We start from the raw sequence: 19,029 nt of genomic DNA, 5'->3' as shown, positions 1-19,029 counted from the left end.
CGTTGCCACACATTTGAGAAAATTACGCTGAAATTGAAAAAAGAATACATTTTTAAATCTGAAAGACTTGGATTTCGCAATTGGGACGAAACTGATTTGACCGAATTTGCGATAATAAATGCGGATTTGGAAGTGATGGAACATTTCCCAAAACCATTAACAGAAAAGGAAACAGCGGAATTTATCGACCGACTTAAAAATCACTATACAAAAAATGGATTCAATTACTTCGCAACGGAAATTTTAGAAAGTGGAGAATTAATCGGATTTATTGGTTTGGCATTTCAAGAATATAAAACTGACTTTACACCTGCTGTTGACATTGGTTGGCGATTAAAAAAAAGTGCTTGGGGAAAAGGATATGCAACCGAAGGCGCAAAAAAATGTCTTGAATTTGCATTTAATGAACTGAATTTAGATAAAATCATTTCCACGTGTACAGAGAAAAATTCTAAATCGGAAAACGTGATGAAAAAAATCGGAATGGAAAAAATCGGAGAATTTAAACATCCGAAATTGAAAGAATATCCCGAATACGAAAAATGTATTTGTTACGAAATAAATAAAAACGTGTGGCAACAACGTGTATAATTAATGGCTAGTAATCTCCTACTTACGAAAATCCTCGCGGATTTTCTATTCGGTTTGTATTTGCTAAATTAGGTGCTTAAACACGCCACTAATCATACACAAAACCGTTGGGCATAATTATGAACAAACCAATTTCAATCATATTAACCTTTCTTTTTGGAATCCAAATGGCAATTGGACAGGAAAAGAATGAAATTAATGATTGGGACAAAATAGTGATAGGAGATGCATATGGTGGATGGTCACATTTTGACAATAAATATCAAGTCAAAAAAGATGATTTATTGCTCACAGCTATTAATAAACCTGATTCGATATTTAAAAAAGTTGATTCTAAATTAATCTCTGAACTTATCAATTTACTAAACAATCCTTCAGATTCAAGAGATAATCCTTTGAGTTTCTTTGGCAAGGATTCATTGTGGCTTAACCAAAATGCAGAACAACTTTGGATTGAATATAAAAATGATAGAAAGGCTACAAAAGAGATATATTCAATCGCAATAAATACAATTAAAGATATTAAAAAAGCTAATCGAGTAGCTTGGACAATTCAAGGTTCACATTGGACTGATGACTATCCCGTAGTTTATGTTCATTTAATCAAAGAAAATGATACATTATCATTATCAACAAATGGACAATATCCTTATATGCTTCCTTGGAATTTTAAAGGGCAGAAAGTCTATAATCATAGAGTATCAGAAATAATTTCCGATTTACTACCTGACATAGTACAAAGCAATAAACAAAGATTAAGTGGAAATAACTTTAATCATCATTTTATAAAGAAAATTTACAGAGCATATATTGAGGATAAAGAGAACTACATAGAAACCAGAAATAAATACTCAAGTACATTTAAATTATTAGAGAAGGAATTTGAAATTAAAAAAGCAGAGATTACTGATATGTCCTCAATTGAATGGGGAGGAAATTGGGGCAGACCTTGTCTTGAAATGTCTTTAAAGGACTCTACTATTTCAAAGAACATAGAGTTTTATACAATTTTCGGAACAAACAAACTTTTGAACTCGCCTAAAAACATCATTTACAAAAAAGATAAATTAATAGAATTATTAGAAGAAAATCCTGTCTACAAATACACTTTGAGTTGTGAAAGTTGCTTGGGAGAAATACATTGGGTTAAATCTCAATCTTTGAGTAAAGAAGCGGAAAAGAGTTTTAAGGAGGATTTAGCTGATAATGGAATTGACAAAAATAAATACAAAGGAAAGTATGGAGATGCAATATTCTACGAATTGACAGAGTATCGAAATTCTAAAAGGAGCTTTTCAAGGTGGATTTTCCTAAAAGATGGAACTTTGATTTTATGGCAATTGAGAGGGAATTATTTAATGAATTTACCCGAAAGTTTTGTCGAAAACCAAGGATATATATGCAAAGAAATTGAGCCGAAAAAAATAACTATGCCCAACATTGGCTATAAGTAATTGCTTGTCCTCGCCTACTTTGGAAATTCCTGCGGAATTTCCAACTTGGTGTGTACTTGTAAAGTTAAGTACTAATCCACGCAACTACTCATAGCCGAGACCGTTGTAAGCAATATGAAAAAAACATTCTCTATCTCAATCTTACTTCTTCTGATGATTATATTATCGTGTAAGAACAAGTTGGATAGTGAAAGTATAACCAAAACAGAATTTCCTGAATTTAATAGTTGGAGAGACCATTGGGAAAATCCAAAACAAAAAACACAATTACTTTCTAATTCGAAAATTCACGAACGAATTAAAGAATCTTTAAATGATACCACAATTGTTGTTTTAACATCAACATTAATAGAAAACCTAGAAAGATATTCTATTATCAAATCGTTAGGAGACATAAATAAAGACGGAATAAATGATTCAATTATAATAATCCCAGAACTATTTATCACTAAAGAGAATAGTTATGAAAATGGTTCTTCTGCAATATTTACTGATAAAAAAATTCCTCGTATAAGAGTTGATGTACCTTGTTTGGAAACTGATTATTTTTTCCCTGTAGATGACATTAATAATGATGGAAATACTGAATTAGGAAAATATTATACGTCTTGTTCAAGTCGTTTCAAAAGTTTAGAATTAATTAGTTTAAGTCAAGAAAAATGGAAAATTAAAGGTCGAGTAACTTTTGATGTTTTCTACGAAGAACCTGAAAAAGAACAGAGAATTGAAAAAATTGAGAGAAATAAATTCCGAATGAGAGAAATAACATCTGAAAATACAGATAACATAATTGATACTTGGAAAACATTTGAAATGAAATAAATACTGCTTACAACACCGTGTATAATTAATTGCTTGGTTTTAGCCAATTTACGAAAGTCCTCGCGGACTTTCTATTAAGTATTTATTTGCTAATTTTAGTGCTTGAAACACGCAACCAATCATACACAACAACGTTCTAGTCCATTGCCTGCGGCCGTAGGTTTTCGCTTTTGTAATTTATAATTACACTCTTGGGATTAGAAACTATAGCACTGCAATAACGCTGCAAAAGATCAACCAGCTTTAGTAATTATAAATCACAAGTCTCCCAACCTACTCAATGGACTAGAATGGCAAAGCTGTAAAACCTCTTGACCAAATGTATTCTTGTACTTACCCAATTCACGCCAGCCGCTAGGAAACAAACAAGAACGTTGTATAATGGCGATTGAGACGTTTTAAAGGCTTATAGCGAGGCTGTGATTGTTCCAAAATTCTGTAACTTCACATCCATTAACCAACAACCAAAAGGTCTACGCGTACCGGCTAAAACGCCTCACTCGCCTTATACCTTTGCCATTACAGGATAATTTACCTGCGGCACAGACTATTCCGCTTTTAAAAACCATTCACACCATGCTATAGCAAAACTGAGATTAAGCAAGCGACCTTTGACATAGTCTATATCTATATTCTCACTTGGGTTTTGTAAAGACTTCTCTAGTCCTTTTTTCTCAGTTTTACGCCATCTTATTTCATCTAATACTTCTTGTTGACTTCTCATAATTTAGTAATTGTTTTTAAAGACTCCCATAGTCTTAAATTATCCTGTAACGCCACCTGTAAATAAGCCTATTCAGTGGGCGTTGTGTGTTTGTTTTTTCAGTTGATGAGCAGTTAAACTATCCATAACACGATGTATATCGTATAAGGCTCATTTATGTCTACCTGTGAGGTGGCTTAATCCTCAATTAGTTGTTTACTTTGAACTGTTCGGAAATACCGAATAGTTGCTATTTACTTGCAAATGAACCTCACACGACATACACAGGTGGCGTTGTAACCAATTAAAAAATGAAAATTTAATGAAGCAAATATTTTTAATATTAACATTATCAAGTTTATCTGTCTTTTCTCAATCAAACTTTGGATTAGGAGTAAAAGGAACAGCGAATGATTTTGACAAGTATCAAGGAGGAGTTTCTTTTGGAATAACATCAGAAATAAAAATTAATGATAAACTATCAATATCTCCAGAAATATTTTTTCTTATAAAACAAACCTATGCTTGGAGGAATAAAGATTTTAATAAGTTTAGAGATAAAAATAATAATATAATAGATGGATTTGATTTTGAATCTCAAGTAATTAATATTCCTTTAAAAATTAATTATTATTTGACAAAAAAGTTTTATTTAAAAACTGGTTTAGATTTAAATTACAGATTAAATGTTGTTGGTTATGATTGGGCTTATGAAGATAATACTATAAAGGAGCTACTTGGAAATGTAAAAAAATTTGATTTTGGAGTAATAATTGGTCTTGGATATAATTTTAATCAAACGTTTTCTGTTAGGTTGTACAGAAATTTTGGAATAACTAACGCCATAAATAAAGAAATAGTCAACAGTTTGAAAAATTCTTATTTTTCTTTAGCTTTGAATTTGAACTTTATAAAATAAACTGGTTACAACACCGTGTATAATTAATTGCTTGGTTCTCGCCTACTTACGAAAGTCCTCGCGGACTTTTTATCTGTGATTTATTTGCTAACTTTAGTGCTTAAAACACGCAACTAATCATACACAAACACGTTGGGTGTAATGCCTGAAACAAAATTTATTACTTGAAGAATATTGAATTCATTAGACTGATAAAACTAAAGTTTCCCGAAATTGAATTTAAGGAGATTGAGTCTAACGACGAGATATGTTTAGAATTTCGAACATTATACTGTAAATCATTTAAGTTTAGAATTTGGGTAGAATCGCTTTGGACAACTACTAACTTATTGGCAATATTGGATTCTGAACCTGACTCCTATTTTTGGTATGATGAAATTATGTTTAATCCTTCTTCAAATGATGTTGATGATGAATGGATAGATGAAACAAAACTAGAAATAATTAGAGCGCTTGATATTTTTATCAAGAGGCCAATAAGAATTACCCAAAGAAAAAAATGGTTCGCCACAAGTTTCAAATGTGAATATTATGATAATAAGTGGATCGACATCGGAAAGAGGATTCTATTTTCTGGAGGAAGAGTTCCAAAAATTAGCGGAAGAAAAAAAATCTACGATTAGAGCGGGCACTACACCCAACAACGTATATAATTCATGGCTCAGTTGGTTAAGTCAATTGCAATTGTTACAAAAAAGATTAACTTGGCTTGACGGAAAAATACGTCGTGCGGCTCACCGCGGCTTCTGATTCTCACGCAGCTTTGCAAGCTGCTGCCAATTCGCTCCCCATTGCTAGCCGCCAAAACGCCACAAATCATATACGTACACGTTGCCATTAATTTGAATGAACTACGCGAACGAGAAAATAATTGAACGAATTGAATCAGGTGAAAACCTGAAATACCTTCTATTTTGGGGACATCAAAAGTCTGACCGAATTACGAAATCTTGTTTCAGTCAATGGTATGAATCTGAATTTGAAGTTAACGGAATTAAATTCTTGACAGCCGAACATTATATGATGGCTGAAAAAGCTTTGTTGTTTAATGACAAAGACATTTATGAACAAATAATCAAAAGCTCAAAAGCTGGAAAAGTAAAAGAACTTGGCAGACAAGTAAAGAACTTTAACCAACGAATTTGGGAAGAAAATAGATTTGAAATAGTTGTAAGAGGTAATTTTCACAAGTTTAGTCAAAACCCAAAGCTATCGGAATTTTTAAGAAATACGAATGACAGAATTTTAGTTGAGGCAAGTCCAGTCGACAATATTTGGGGAATTGGACTCGCTCAAAATAATGAAGACGCTAAAAATCCATACTTTTGGAATGGACTGAATTTACTCGGATACGCTTTAATGGAAACAAGAGACATTCTAAATGAAGTTGGAGAATTTAAAACTCTCAAAAATCCGATTTTACCACCTTGGTTAGCTTATCCAGAAATTGACAAATATAGTATTGGTTGGAGAATGGGTTATGGAGAAACTCATATAATGGAATTGAGTAAATATTTGGACAGTTTAAGTCCTTCTGAAAAGAGAATTTACGAATTGACTTATCCTGAAACTGGAGAATGGAAAGGTTGGTATAATGATGATTACGAATAAAAAACTAATGGCAACAATGTGTATAATTCATTGCTAGTTATAGCTTACTTACGAAAGTCCTCTCGGACTTTCTATCTGTGATTTATTTGCTAACTTTAGTGCTTAAACACGCAACGAAATCATACACTAGACCGTTACCACACATTTGAGAATGACGCAAAAACAAAGACAAATATTCTATCCTACAATTTTCTTTATTGGAATATTTTCAATGTACTTTCAAATACAGATTTTTCGGAATACAATCATTAATTGGTTTATTCCAGCGTTAATAATCATTGTATTCGGAATCATAGCATACGGAATTGATTTTCGGAATTTTAAAAACACATACTTTCATTACAAAACCATAAAACTATATGCTTTAATAAACTATTTCATCGGATTTGGATTTATAGCGTGTTCTGTTTTTATGTTTATGAATTATCACTTTGCTGACAAAAAAAGCAAAAAGGAATCCTATAAAATTGTTGAACGGACTTTTATAGGTGGCGGAACAAAATACAGAATTGGAGAACAACAACCTGTATTTACAGTAAATTACAAAGGAATTAAGAAAGAGTTGGTTTTTAATCACCAATACTTTGAAAAAATGAATCAATATAAAACCGTTGAATTGGAAACTCGGAATGGACTTTTTGGATTTGACATTTTAGAAAATAAAAAACTGAATTAAAACAACAACGGAATAAAAACGTGTGGTAACAATGTGTATAATTCATTGCTAGTTCTAGCCTACTTACGAAAGTCCTCGCGGACTTTCTATCTGTGATTTATTTGCTAACTTTAGTGCTTAAAACACGCAACTAATCTTATACAACAACGTTGCCCACAATTAAAAAAACAGTATGAATAAGAGAGATTATTTTTCGGTACGAACAGGTAAAATTATACCGAATAAAGTAATTGACTTAAAAGTGCTGAAAAAATTATTCCTAATAATTTACAAGAAAATTGAAACTGATGGATATTTTCAAAAATATTTCGGTTTTTATTGCGAAGACCAAGAAGAAGTTGCGGGAGAATTAGGATACGACTTGGATGATGTAATGTTTATCCATTTAAAAAAGGAAAATCTTTTCCCAATAACAAGTCAAATAGAAAATTACTCAGAAGACGATTTATTTGACGTTTTAGAATTTCTACACGATTACTGCTCTAAAGGAATAGATGGTTTTTATCATCAACATAATGGTTGCGGTTATCATTGGGAGGAATTTAATGATAAAGAAGGTCAACTGTATTTTAGAGAACAAATTAATCCGATTTTAAAAGATTACGCAAATGGTTTTGAACTTTCCAAAAATGGAGAAATTCTGCAATTAGCAGATTCAGGATTATCACATCTCTTTGATGCCGATGTTCCTACTTCAGACAAAGAAAATATTGAAACTAAAATAAATAATGCAGTTTTAAAATTTCGGAGATATAAGTCAACAATGGACGAGAGACAAGATTCAATACGAGAATTAGTTGATGTTCTAGAATATTTAAGACCAAAAGCAAAAGAATTTTTAGAATCAAAAGACGAATCGGATTTATTTAATATCGCAAATAATTACGGAATAAGGCATCATAATGAAAAGCAGAAAAGCAAATACGATGTTGCTATTTGGCACAGTTGGATGTTTTATCATTATTTAGCGACAATTCACGCTCTTTTAAGAATAATAAAGAAAAACAAGAAATAACTGTGGGCAACACCGTATATAATTTATTGCTAGTTCTAGTCTACTTACGAAAATCCTCGCGGATTTTCTATTCGGTTTTTATTTACTAAATTTAGTGCTTAAACCACGCAACAAACCATATACAATAACGTTCTAGTCCATTGCCTGCGGCCGTAGGTCTTCGCTTTTGTAATTTATAATTACTCTATTGGGATTAGAAACTATAGCACTGCAATAACGCTGCAAAAGACCAACCAGCTATAGTAATTATAAATCACAAGTCTCCCAACCTACTCAATGGACTAGAATGGCAAAGCTGTAAAACCTCTTGAGCAAATGTATTCTTGTACTTACTCAATTCACGCCAGCCGCTAGGAAACAAACAAGAACGTTGTATAATGGCGATTGAGACGTTTTAAAGGCTTATAGCGAGGCTGTGATTGTTCCAAAATTCTGTAACTTCACATCCATTAACCAACAACCAAAAGGTCTACGCGTACCGGCTAAAACGCCTCACTCGCCTTATACCTTTGCCATTGGCGGTAATTTAAGACAAACAACATTGAACACAATAAAATGTCAGAAATAGAAACAGCAAAAGAATTTTTTGACCAAGATTTTTTGAAAGATATAATTAGTGCATTAATTGGAACAGGAACTGCGCTTTTGGTATTCTATCTTACAATACTTTGGGACAGAAAAAAGGAAAAAAAGAAGAGTAAAGATGATGACAATAATCGAGTTAGACACTTCTCTAATTTAGTCAAATCATCTATTGGTCACGTGGAAACAGTCGCATCGAATTTAGATAAAATGGTTTCAGAATATGAAAAAAATAATCTTGATTTTCAATTATTGAGATTTTCGCCAAACAAAAGTTTTAATCGTTTAGAAAAGCTATTAAAAAATGAAAACTATTTCCTTTCCTATGTAAATAATTTCGGAGAAAGTAAAATTAAAACTTTTAATAACCTTTCATCAGAAGTAGATTATTTTAATATGCAGATAGACCAACTTTGGACAATGGTTGAAAAATCTCAAAATTTTGACTACGAAAGAAAAAAGAGATTCAAAGAACAGGTAAGTGAATTAATGAATTTAACTGCTTGGTTTACTAAACAACCAGAGTTATTGAGTGATAGTGATATTGACCAACTAAACTCTTATATAAAGGAGTTCTATGAAAATATGAAAGACGAATCGGATTTGAATTACTTCTATGAATATATCAGAAAAGTTCTTGAAAATGTACTAATAAAATATACAAGTAATCAAACAGTTCTTAGTCATTTACCAAAATTCAGAGATACATCTGTTCTATTTCGAGAAATCCAATTACAAAACAACAACCATAAAGAAGAATTAAAACAAATTTCAGAAACATTAAAAAATACATTAGAAAAGTATAAAAGTGATGCTTCTGAGCTAATAAAGTAATAAATATGTATTGTATTGAGTGTGGAGCACAAATTCCAGAAAATTCAAAGTTTTGCTCGCATTGTGGCAAATCTCAAAGCGAAGTTGAACCATCTATTAAAGAACAAGTTGCGGAAAAAATTATTGAAAACGAAATAGTGAGACAAGTTGTAAAAGAACATAAACAAAGTCTTGACTACCAATTTTTAAAAAAAGCAATGGGTTGGTATCTCGCTTGGATAATGCTTCATCTATTCTTTTTACTTGCGCTTTCGGATGGACCTTTTGATGGAAAAAATATGGATGGCTCAAAGGACTTTTGGCCATTTGGGAAATATGCCGAATTTGATGAAATTGCTCAATACGATATTACGGAATTCTTATTTTATACCATTTTCCCATTCGCGATACTTATAATAATTAGTATGATTAGGAACAATAAAGAAACTGACGAACAATAAAAACTACCGCCAACAATGTATATAAAACATAGCTATTACAGGATTTTCGAGAGGTTGGTATTTATTTGCGAAGACCGCCAAATTTTTTAATTTGGCTTTTTGAAAAAATAAGTTAAAAAGAAATTAAAAAATTCGGCTAGTGTATAATCCGAAACTATAGCGTCTTTTTACACGCTACGTTTCATATACGGAGACGTTACCCAACATTTGAAAAAAAGCTACTTATGAAAAAAACACTCTTTTTGATTTTAATAATATCCACTAATGTTTTCGGACAAAAAAAAGTCGGAAACGATATTTTTAAAATGGAGTTTTTAAGAATAATGGTAAATCTTGAAGGAAGTTCGAATGATTATTATTCTGATATAGTAGAAAGGTCAATGTTTTCAAAAAAAGATTCATTAAACTATGGATTTATAAACTCAAAAGGTAAAGAAGTTATAAATTCTAAATACACTTATGCATCTGACTTTTTTAATGGAAAATCAAATATTATAAAAGATTCAATACCGGGAATTATACTTGAAAATGGTAATGAAAAAATATTTCCCGAATATAGTGCAACATATTGGTATAAAGATAATTTAGGGATTGCTATAAAAGACAAAAAATATGGTTTCATTGATGAAAATGGTAAAATTATTATTGCTTTAAATTATGAAGATGCGTTTCCATTTTATGAAGGATATGCCTCTGTAAAAACAAACGACAAATGGAATTATGTCGATAAAAATGGAAAGAAAATATTTCCAGATAGTCTAACTTTTAGTTATAGACCAATAATTGATAATAATGCCATTTTTATGATAGAAAGTAAAGCTGTTGAAAAGAACAAATCAATGATTACTGAAAATGGTAGTAGAACTTTTGTAGAGTTTTTAAATAAAACAGGTCATATTCAACTTAAAGAAGGCTTAATTAATATTAATGGAAATGTTATTATAAATCCTATTTATGATGAAATTTCAGGTTACTTTCAAAATGGATTTATGAGAGTAAGAAATAATGGAAAAACAGGTGTAATTGATGAGCAAGGGAAAATTATAATTCCAATTGAATACGATGATATTAGTGATTTAAAAGACGGATTGTTTTTAGCAAAAAAATCTAATAAATGGGGAATGATTGATATTAAGGAGCAAGTCGTTATTCCATTTGAGTATAATAAAATCCGTTATTTTAATGAAGGTCTAGCTTTGGTTATATTAGATGGAAAAGCAGGATATATTAATAAAGAAAACGAAATAATAATTGAACCTCAATATAAATTCAATTTTTTGGGAGACTTCAATAATGGTTTAGCTTGTGTTCGAAAAAACAATAAATATGGCTACATCAATAATAAAAATGAAATCATAATTCCAATTATATACGATAGTGCATTACCATTTAAAGAAAAAAAAGCAATTGTAAAAAAAGATGGAATGTCATTTATAATCAACAATAAAGGAAAAGAAATTAAAAACATTTCTAAACCATATTTATGGCTTGAAAGAAATAAATTAATAAGATTTGCGGAATAAAAACGTTGGGTAACACCGTGTATAATTCATTGCTAGTTATAGCCTACTTACGAAAGTCCTTGCGGACTTTCTATTTGTGATTCATTTGCTAACTTTAGTACCTAAACACGCAACAAAACCATACACAAACCCGTTCTAGTCCATTGCCTGCGGCCGTAGGTTTTCGCTTTTGTAATTTATAATTACACTCTTGGGATTAGAAACTATAGCACTGCAATAACGCTGCAAAAGATCAACCAGCTTTAGTAATTATAAATCACAAGTCTCCCAACCTACTCAATGGACTAGAATGGCAAAGCTGTAAAACCTCTTGACCAAATGTATTCTTGTACTTACCCAATTCACGCCAGCCGCTAGGAAACAAACAAGAACGTTGTATAATGGCGATTGAGACGTTTTAAAGGCTTATAGCGAGGCTGTGATTGTTCCAAAATTCTGTAACTTCACATCCATTAACCAACAACCAAAAGGTCTACGCGTACCGGCTAAAACGCCTCACTCGCCTTATACCTTTGCCATTGTGCTTAATGAGGAAAAAATGAATCAATTAAAAGAATTACCCATAGAATTAAGGCTTCAACACGAACCTGAAATAAATCCCTTTGGAAAAATAATTCGAGGTGTAAAACCGATTGATGAAATTACTCATTGGGTTTATGACTTCGAAGAAAATTGTGATGGTTTTTTTGAATGTTTTAACGACCCTTTCTCTGAATTTTATGAGACAAGCTATGCCAATATTGGTGCAAAATACATATTTAGAGGACATCGAGACTTTAACTGGAAATTAATCCCAACTGCATTTCGAGATTTAAATTCCAACAAAGAAAACAATAGTTTAAATGTGCTAAAATCAGGAAATGGTCATTTTTTGCCTGAATTAACGGATTTTATAAATTTCATTAGAGGTTTAAATAGTTTAGGATATAAAATTGAAGATGATTCCTTTAAACTAATTAACTCAACTTTAATTGATGATAAGTTTAAAGCATTTGACTTAATAGAAGATTTTCCAAAACCAGAACAATTAAAAGAATTAGCTTTAGCTCAACATTATGGTGTTCATACGAGATTATTAGATTTTACTTTTAATCCAAACAAGGCAATATTTTTTGCTACTGAGAATATAAAACATCCAAAAAAAGAGGATAATTCTAAAATTGGAATTTGGGCAATTCCAGAAAGATTAATTGAAATATGTCAAGAAGACTTTTATTTAAAAAGAATATTCGTTGAAGGATTTCAGAATAATAATATGGTAGCACAACAAGGACTGTTTATTAATTATTTTAAAGGTCGTTCAATTGACGAAAATCTTTTTAACAAAGAAGGTAAAATAAAATCATTAGATAATTATTTATTTGATTGTAAAAAGAGTGCTGATAACGAGCGATTAATAAATGAAAAAATTGGAAAACCAAGTTTATTTACTCTATCACATAGAGTTGCTTGGCAAGTTTTAAAAAGACTTGAAATATTAAACATTAACTGGATGACAATTCAACCAGACTTAGATGGAATAAAAAAAGAAGTTGAAAGAAAAAAATAAATCACTAAGCACAACAATGGCTATAAGTAATTGCTTGTTCTCGCCTACTTCTGAAAATCCTCGCGGATTTTCAGTTTGGTGTGTACTTGCAAAGCTAAGTGCTAAACCACGCAACTACTCATAGCCGAGACCGTTCTAGTCCATTGCCTGCGGCCGTAGGTTTTCGCTTTTGTAATTTATAATTACGCTCTTGGGATTAGAAACTATAGCACTGTAATAACTCTGCAAAAGATCAACCAGCTTTAGTAATTATAAATCACAAGTCTCCCAACCTACTCAACTGTCTTCCTCTCGCTGTGCTCGTCGGAGACAATAATGGCAAAGCTGTAAAACCTCTTGAGCAATAGTCAGCTTGTACTTACCCAATTCACGCCAGCCGCTAGGAAACAAACAAAAACGTTGTATAATGGCGATTGAGACGTTTTAAAGGCTTATAGCGAGGCTGTGATTATTCCAAAATTCTGTAACTTCACAACCATTAACCAACAACCAAAAGGTCTACGCGTACCGGCTAAAACGCCTCACTCGCCTTATACCTTTGCCATTGTACGCAATTTGAGAAAAACCTCGAAACTAAATGAAAATCGGAATTAATAACATATTTACATCATTTTGGTTTTTCATAATGCTTCTATGTAGTGGAACTTTGACATTCTTATCATTAAATAAAAATGTATTTGCTGGCGACTTATTTATAGTTGGAAAAATCATAATGGGATTTATGATTTTACTTTTTATCGGATTCTTTTTTTATACTCTATATAAATTTAGAATATTAGTTATTGACAATAATAGTATCGTTTCCATCTATCCGTTTTTATTAAAAAAAGAAAAAATCGACTTGGCTAAAATTAAAAAACTGAAATTAGAAAACTTCTTTGCCTTTAAAGGAACTGTATACAGAAAGATTAAGATTACAGACTTTAGTGGAACGATGGAAATTACCGATTTGGAATTTGAGAACTTTGAAAAACTGACTTCTGAATTAAAGTTAAATCAGAACAAAAAGAAAGAGGTTGATTTAGAACAAGCAAAATCCAATCTTTCGAATGTGAATTTCAATGTTTATTTACTTTCTTCACTTTTAATATTTTTAATAATTAATACTATCTGGAATAGTGGATTTCACATAATAATTCTGGCATTTTTTATATGCAACGGAATTTTATTATTTGCATCAGTTAAACGAAAATTGGAATATAAAAGAAGAATAAAAACGGTACACAACACCGTATAAAATTAATTGCTAGTGCAAGCCTACTTACGAAAATCCTCGCGGATTTTCTATTCGGCTTGTATTTGCTAAATTAGTTGCTTAAACAACGCAACTAATCTTATACAAAACCGTTCTAGTCCATTGCCTGCGGCCGTAGGTTTTCGCTTTTGTAATTTATAATTACTCACTTGGGATTAGAAACTATAGAACTGCAATAACGCTGCAAAAGATCAACCTGCCATAGTAATTATAAATCACAAGTCTCCCAACCTACTCAACTGTCTTCCTCTCGCTGTGCTCGTCGGAGACAATAATGGCAAAGCTGTAAAACCTCTTGAGCAATAGTCAGCTTGTACTTACCCAATTCACGTCAGCCGCTAGGAAACAAACAAGAACGTTGTATAATGGCGATTGAGACGTTTTAAAGGCTTATAGCGAGGCTGTGATTATTCCAAAAATCTGTAACTTCACAACCACTAATCAACAACCAAAAGGTCAACGCGTACCGGCTAAAACGCCTCACTCGCCTTATACCTTTGCCATTAGGCGTTATTAGAGCACTCATATGAAAGAGCACATAAAAAGAAGAATAGAATATTCAAAAGATGCTGTTCCGGACGAATCGACTGAAGAATTCAAAAAAGTCAAAGCTCGTCACGAACAACATATGAGAGAAAATCCAGCTCTCAAAAAAAAATTGCGTGATAATTTAAAAAAGGCAGTCAATACACTAGAACTTCAAGATTCAAATGGAGTTGGTCTGAATATGGATTTTGAAATAAGACATTTTCTAAAAGAATTTAATCATCGGTCTTGGACATATGGACATCGAAAAATGCCAATTATGTTCAATGTAATGGAAGCATTTTTTGACCTCGATAAAACTGTAAATTCATGGAAATTACTTGAAGAAGAAGATTACTTAATTTCTTTTTATGATTTTTTAGACTTCTATACTTCAAGAGATTTTGAGTTCAACATTAATTTTATTAAAGGAAATTTTGAAGAGGACCTGATTTATAATTACAATGTAGGTTCAGAAATTAACGAAATCACATTTAAGACAGAAGAAGGTAGTGAATTTGTAATCGCAGGAGTTTCAATACTTAGGAGAGGAGATGAAGTAACAATGCTTTTTTTAACAGGAGAAATAATTGATACTGAACAAAAAACCAAAGAATTAGTTCCATTACCTAAAAGTAGAATACCTGGAAAAGAAAACATAAAGCCAGCAGAAGAGAGAAAAAGAGAGGCTGTTCGATTAAATGACAATCAAAATTTATGGAAAGTATTAATAGCTTGTAGGCTTGACTTAGAAACTGAAACTTTAGACGCAAGATATGTAGCAAAAGATGAAGGGAATTCTTTTTCAATTTTGACCGATGACATAACTGGTTTTGTAAAAAACGGAGAATGGACATCAAAGGATTTTCAAGAAGCCTTTCAAAATATGCTTTCGGAAGTTGAAGGTTATAGTTCAATTTTTGAACTTGCAAAAGCAGTTTTATATCTGCCATATTATTTTAACACTTTCGAAGATGATATTGAGGAAGAAGAACATGAAACATTATTAAAAAAATAATCAACAGTCCTATTAAAAAAAGAAAATATAAAACTGTAGAATCAAAATATAAGATTAGAAATCGTTCTTTATGGATGTTAAATAGAGAAAACAGATTTTCTGCAGACAGAATCGTTCTGAGAGACGAAAACTTTAAGATTGAAAATGGTGGATATTGGAAAAATCTTTCTCCAGAAGAATTCGGTACAGACAAAAAAGGAAGACAAGTGACAGGAAAAACTTGGGTAAATAAAACAGAAAGTTTTTTTCAAGCAAATACAAACGATTTAATAATTTCTAATAACCAAGAACAACAAGAGTTTCAAGGAGAGAATGCTGGATTTATTTATGTGATGAGAAATGCAACATTCGAAAAAGATATATATAAAATAGGCTTAACCACAAAAAAAACAGAAGAAAGAGCTAAACAACTATCAAAAACAAGTGTTCCCGATAAATTTGCGGTCATGCGAGAATGGGCAGTTAAAGATTGTAAGATAGCGGAAAAAGAAATTCACGAAATTTTAGATTCCTATAGAGTTGACCCAAGGCGAGAATTTTTTAGATTGGATATGAAAATAGCTAATGACACAATTGATAAAGTCATTGGAAAAATAAATAACAACGCCTAACAATGTATATAATTTATTGCTAGGTTCTAGCCTGCTTACGAAAATCCTCGCGGATTTTCTATTCAGTTTTTATTTGCTAATTTAGATGCTTAACCACGCTACTAACGATACACAAACACGTTCTAGTCCATTGCCGTTGTGCGTCATTTAAGAAAAAGTGGAATATACATTTAACATCATAGAAAAAAAGATAATTCAGAAACTAAAAAAATCTGAACCAAAACGAATATGGACTGAATTCGTAAAAGTCATATTTGAGTTTGATAATTATTATATTGAACTAGAATGTGTGCCTGAAATTGCTAGTTCGCAAAATAAAGGTGATGAAGCGATGACGGTCAAAATTCTCGAAATTGAAAATAAATACAATCCTACTGAAAATGCAAAAATAATCACTAAAAACGAACAAATAAAGGATATAAAAAGAGTACGGACTTTTCTGTATTTTACTGATTCTATAACAGAACCAGCTAAAGTCGAAAAAATCGACTCTAAATGGAACAGAATTTTAAGTAAAATAGCTAGAATAAGAAAAAGTGAAATCGAAAAATTACTCGATGGAACTACAAGTAGTTATCACGACCAAATATTATGCAAGCCGAATTCAGATGAAGCTAAAAAAGTAAACGGAGAATTTTCAAACTTAATAGATGTTGGAATAATTTTAGAAATTGGAAAAAATTATTTACCTGCTTTTGTTCAAGGAAATGGATATGGATTTGCTCACTTGGAAAGGAAACCTCTTTTGACATCGAAAGAGCTAAAAGAGGAATTAACTGAATATGAATTGAATTAAAAAACGAACGCACAGCACCGTATAAAATTAATGGTTTGTTCTAACCTATTAAAATACATATTGATATTTACTTTTTGTTTCGGATGTTCTGAAAAAAATACGGAATGGAAATCTGAAATGAATGCAACGATATTCTTTGGTTCAGAATCGAAAAATGAAAAGTTCAATTTGACTTTCAACAAAACGAAAAATTCTCTGAATTATAAATATGTCAATCAAATAGACACATCAAAAACTATTTTTATTAAAAAGATTATTCAATCTGACTCTCTTCTATTCGGATTTGACAAGTTTGTGAAAACTAGCAAAAAGCCTTTCACAAATGATGAACTTCAAGGGTTGGAGTTTGACTATTATGATACATTAGATTATGCAGATGACGCAACTGGACCGATTTTATTTAGTGAGAAATATGGACTTCTTGCAATTAACAATGTATACGGACCGACAATCATATTTCTGGATAAAAAAAATGATTATCTGACTGAACACATAATTGATAATCTAAATGAATAAAAAACGTGTTACAACAAAGAACTAACGTAAAAACCAACACTCTTCTTCGTTCAGTTGAGTTGTTATTACTGCTGAACTATATCGTTATAGTAAAAAATATAATCACTACTTCTTTTATTGCTTAATTTAGAGGCTCTAAAATGGTGTTTCATGATTCAATTCATAATCACTTTCTAAAATATTTATTCGTCACTACAGCAATGCAAAAACTTACACCTTTCACACTAATTACACTTATTACCTTATTTGCGCTTCAGTCTTGTACACAAGAGAACAAGAATCAATTAAAATTTGCCGATACAACAAAAATTGATGATGTAATAGATCATTATGTAGATGAAGATTTTTATCCTTTTGTATATGCGAGAATAGAAGATCTCGATGGTAATATGATTTACGAACATAGTGCTGTAAACAAAACACTGCTTCCTAATACTGAAGTGAATGGCGATACTTGGGTACGTATATGGTCCATGAGTAAAATTGTAACTATTTCTACCGTATTAGATTTAATTGAAGATGGTGCCTTACAACTAGATGATCCAGTAACTAATTATATCCCAGAATTTAAAAATCTCAAAGTTGCTGTTTCCGATAATGGATCGAGTCTGTTAGACTCTGAATGGCAGAATAAAGAAAACGCATGTCCTATAAAGTTGGTTTCTAATGACTCTGTAATGACTGTGCGTCATTTAATAAATCATCAGGCTGGTTTTTATTATGCCACAACTGGTTTTTCTTGTATTGATTCTCTTATCGCAAAACAAAACTTACCCAAGGCTAAGAACTCTGATGAATTAATTAAAAAGATGTCCGAGTTACCATTAATTCAACATTCGGGTACAGATTATTTTTATGGTACAAACACCACAGTATTAGGACTTGTCGCTGAAAGAGCAACCGGTAAAAATTTAAATGAACTGGTAAAAGAACGCATCACCGACCCTATGCATATTGAAGGTTTACGGTATAGATTACCTGAAAACATTGATTTGCTTCCTCGTTTTACAGGAAGAGATTCTGTATTAAGAGTTGCTCGTAAAGGTGAGCTAGATATTCTTGGTCCTGATGTACCTGACTATGATGTTAATCATCCCTTATATTTAGGTGGAGAAGGAATGGTCGCTACGGCAGATGGATATGCCGATTTTGTTCGAATGCTTTTAAAAAGAGGCGAATTAAATAATTATAGATTTCTAGATAAGGAAACCGTAGAAGATATTTATGCCCCACATACTCAAAAAGACAGCCCTTATGGTTATAATGGTTATAATTTGTGGATCAGCGGTGAGTCTATGGAGACCAAAAAACAAGGAGAAGCAGGACTTTGGATAGGTGGTGGATATGAATGCACCTATTTCTGGGCAGATCCAAAAAGAAATTTTGTAGGTATCATTATGTCCCAGAATAACGCAGTTCGCAAACCAGGATATGAGTTAAACGATTCTTTTCGTAGTGCCGTATATCAACAAATTTGGGCAAGTGAAGAAGAAAATAAATATACAAGTAATTAAAACCAGAGCACAACTATAGTTATTAGTAATTGCTTGTACTCACCTACTTCTGTATATCCTCGCGTATTTTCAGTT

19 protein-coding genes are annotated in these 19,029 nt (G+C 31.6%); 18 read left to right on the top strand and 1 reads right to left on the bottom strand.

From position 1 onward, the window contains the following. Window positions 1-33 precede the first annotated feature (33 nt). The 3 genes from BST92_RS11830 to BST92_RS11820 all read left to right on the top strand — a co-directional run bounded on the left by BST92_RS11830 (window position 34) and on the right by BST92_RS11820 (window position 2,867). Entirely contained in the window at window positions 34-591 is a 558-nt protein-coding gene (locus BST92_RS11830) for a GNAT family N-acetyltransferase (protein ID WP_105071641.1), read from the top strand. A 119-nt stretch (window positions 592-710) separates the two neighbouring features. After that, entirely contained in the window at window positions 711-2,045 is a 1,335-nt protein-coding gene (locus BST92_RS11825; protein WP_146105157.1) for a hypothetical protein, read from the top strand. 180 nt (window positions 2,046-2,225) lie between these two features. Continuing rightward, entirely contained in the window at window positions 2,226-2,867 is a 642-nt protein-coding gene (locus BST92_RS11820; RefSeq protein WP_105071639.1) for a hypothetical protein, read from the top strand. 547 nt (window positions 2,868-3,414) lie between these two features. Here BST92_RS11820 and BST92_RS15055 read toward each other — a convergent pair. Next, entirely contained in the window at window positions 3,415-3,591 is a 177-nt protein-coding gene (locus BST92_RS15055) for a hypothetical protein (RefSeq protein WP_170061749.1), read from the bottom strand. 301 nt (window positions 3,592-3,892) lie between these two features. On the opposite strand from BST92_RS15055, the gene BST92_RS11815 reads away from it, so the two are divergent. The 15 genes from BST92_RS11815 to BST92_RS11750 all read left to right on the top strand — a co-directional run bounded on the left by BST92_RS11815 (window position 3,893) and on the right by BST92_RS11750 (window position 18,954). Continuing rightward, window positions 3,893-4,489, top strand: a complete 597-nt coding sequence (locus BST92_RS11815) for an outer membrane beta-barrel protein (RefSeq protein ID WP_105071638.1) — start codon at window positions 3,893-3,895, stop codon at window positions 4,487-4,489. 164 nt (window positions 4,490-4,653) lie between these two features. Then, the gene (locus BST92_RS11810) at window positions 4,654-5,112 is read left to right on the top strand and encodes a hypothetical protein (RefSeq protein ID WP_105071637.1); all 459 of its coding nucleotides are present in this window, start codon (window positions 4,654-4,656) and stop codon (window positions 5,110-5,112) included. 223 nt (window positions 5,113-5,335) lie between these two features. Next, window positions 5,336-6,100: a riboflavin biosynthesis intermediates N-glycosidase gene (locus BST92_RS11805; protein ID WP_105071636.1), complete on the top strand. Its 765-nt coding sequence runs from the start codon at window positions 5,336-5,338 to the stop codon at window positions 6,098-6,100. Window positions 6,101-6,251: 151 nt separating this feature from the next. Then, window positions 6,252-6,776 carry a hypothetical protein gene (locus BST92_RS11800; RefSeq protein ID WP_105071635.1) on the top strand — a complete coding sequence of 175 codons (525 nt, stop codon included), beginning with the start codon at window positions 6,252-6,254 and terminating at the stop codon, window positions 6,774-6,776. 172 nt (window positions 6,777-6,948) lie between these two features. After that, the gene (locus BST92_RS11795; protein ID WP_211292489.1) at window positions 6,949-7,791 is read left to right on the top strand and encodes a hypothetical protein; all 843 of its coding nucleotides are present in this window, start codon (window positions 6,949-6,951) and stop codon (window positions 7,789-7,791) included. Between the two features lie 555 nt (window positions 7,792-8,346). Further along, window positions 8,347-9,207 carry a hypothetical protein gene (locus BST92_RS11790; protein ID WP_105071634.1) on the top strand — a complete coding sequence of 287 codons (861 nt, stop codon included), beginning with the start codon at window positions 8,347-8,349 and terminating at the stop codon, window positions 9,205-9,207. A gap of 5 nt (window positions 9,208-9,212) precedes the next feature. Beyond that, on the top strand, window positions 9,213-9,647 hold the full coding sequence (locus BST92_RS11785) for a zinc ribbon domain-containing protein (RefSeq protein WP_105071633.1): 435 nt from the start codon (window positions 9,213-9,215) through the stop codon (window positions 9,645-9,647). 224 nt (window positions 9,648-9,871) lie between these two features. Next, window positions 9,872-11,170, top strand: coding sequence for a WG repeat-containing protein (locus BST92_RS11780; protein ID WP_105071632.1), 1,299 nt, complete (start codon window positions 9,872-9,874; stop codon window positions 11,168-11,170). A gap of 418 nt (window positions 11,171-11,588) precedes the next feature. After that, on the top strand, window positions 11,589-12,719 hold the full coding sequence (locus tag BST92_RS11775; RefSeq protein WP_105071631.1) for an FRG domain-containing protein: 1,131 nt from the start codon (window positions 11,589-11,591) through the stop codon (window positions 12,717-12,719). 577 nt (window positions 12,720-13,296) lie between these two features. Beyond that, window positions 13,297-13,956, top strand: a complete 660-nt coding sequence (locus BST92_RS11770) for a hypothetical protein (protein WP_105071630.1) — start codon at window positions 13,297-13,299, stop codon at window positions 13,954-13,956. A 544-nt stretch (window positions 13,957-14,500) separates the two neighbouring features. Further along, a complete protein-coding gene (locus BST92_RS15265; protein WP_245910925.1) occupies window positions 14,501-15,517 on the top strand; it encodes a hypothetical protein in 1,017 nt (338 codons plus the stop codon). 74 nt (window positions 15,518-15,591) lie between these two features. After that, complete coding sequence (locus tag BST92_RS15260; protein WP_245910923.1) at window positions 15,592-16,128, top strand: GIY-YIG nuclease family protein; 537 nt, start codon at window positions 15,592-15,594, stop codon at window positions 16,126-16,128. A gap of 157 nt (window positions 16,129-16,285) precedes the next feature. Further along, window positions 16,286-16,924 carry a hypothetical protein gene (locus BST92_RS11760; RefSeq protein ID WP_105071629.1) on the top strand — a complete coding sequence of 213 codons (639 nt, stop codon included), beginning with the start codon at window positions 16,286-16,288 and terminating at the stop codon, window positions 16,922-16,924. Window positions 16,925-17,041: 117 nt separating this feature from the next. Next, the gene (locus tag BST92_RS11755; protein ID WP_146105155.1) at window positions 17,042-17,440 is read left to right on the top strand and encodes a hypothetical protein; all 399 of its coding nucleotides are present in this window, start codon (window positions 17,042-17,044) and stop codon (window positions 17,438-17,440) included. Between the two features lie 200 nt (window positions 17,441-17,640). Further along, window positions 17,641-18,954: a serine hydrolase domain-containing protein gene (locus BST92_RS11750; protein ID WP_105072266.1), complete on the top strand. Its 1,314-nt coding sequence runs from the start codon at window positions 17,641-17,643 to the stop codon at window positions 18,952-18,954. Window positions 18,955-19,029 lie beyond the last annotated feature (75 nt).

This window comes from Nonlabens arenilitoris (genome assembly GCF_002954765.1).
Lineage (GTDB): Bacteria > Bacteroidota > Bacteroidia > Flavobacteriales > Flavobacteriaceae > Nonlabens > Nonlabens arenilitoris.
The sequence above is the reverse complement of the archived record's forward strand: the minus strand, read 5'-3'. Positions and strand labels throughout refer to the sequence as shown.

What these genes read in the sequence shown, in the direction of transcription:
- BST92_RS11770 (WP_105071630.1), top strand. Translation starts at nt 13,297, where the DNA reads ATGAAAATCGGAATTAATAACATATTTACATCATTTTGGTTTTTCATA.
- BST92_RS11800 (WP_105071635.1), top strand. Translation starts at nt 6,252, where the DNA reads ATGACGCAAAAACAAAGACAAATATTCTATCCTACAATTTTCTTTATT.
- BST92_RS11825 (WP_146105157.1), top strand. Translation starts at nt 711, where the DNA reads ATGAACAAACCAATTTCAATCATATTAACCTTTCTTTTTGGAATCCAA.
- BST92_RS11795 (WP_211292489.1), top strand. Translation starts at nt 6,949, where the DNA reads ATGAATAAGAGAGATTATTTTTCGGTACGAACAGGTAAAATTATACCG.
- BST92_RS11815 (WP_105071638.1), top strand. Translation starts at nt 3,893, where the DNA reads ATGAAGCAAATATTTTTAATATTAACATTATCAAGTTTATCTGTCTTT.
- BST92_RS15260 (WP_245910923.1), top strand. Translation starts at nt 15,592, where the DNA reads ATGTTAAATAGAGAAAACAGATTTTCTGCAGACAGAATCGTTCTGAGA.
- BST92_RS11785 (WP_105071633.1), top strand. Translation starts at nt 9,213, where the DNA reads ATGTATTGTATTGAGTGTGGAGCACAAATTCCAGAAAATTCAAAGTTT.
- BST92_RS11750 (WP_105072266.1), top strand. Translation starts at nt 17,641, where the DNA reads ATGCAAAAACTTACACCTTTCACACTAATTACACTTATTACCTTATTT.
- BST92_RS11805 (WP_105071636.1), top strand. Translation starts at nt 5,336, where the DNA reads ATGAACTACGCGAACGAGAAAATAATTGAACGAATTGAATCAGGTGAA.
- BST92_RS11780 (WP_105071632.1), top strand. Translation starts at nt 9,872, where the DNA reads ATGAAAAAAACACTCTTTTTGATTTTAATAATATCCACTAATGTTTTC.
- BST92_RS11790 (WP_105071634.1), top strand. Translation starts at nt 8,347, where the DNA reads ATGTCAGAAATAGAAACAGCAAAAGAATTTTTTGACCAAGATTTTTTG.
- BST92_RS15265 (WP_245910925.1), top strand. Translation starts at nt 14,501, where the DNA reads ATGAAAGAGCACATAAAAAGAAGAATAGAATATTCAAAAGATGCTGTT.
- BST92_RS11755 (WP_146105155.1), top strand. Translation starts at nt 17,042, where the DNA reads ATGAATGCAACGATATTCTTTGGTTCAGAATCGAAAAATGAAAAGTTC.
- BST92_RS15055 (WP_170061749.1), bottom strand. Translation starts at nt 3,591, where the DNA reads ATGAGAAGTCAACAAGAAGTATTAGATGAAATAAGATGGCGTAAAACT.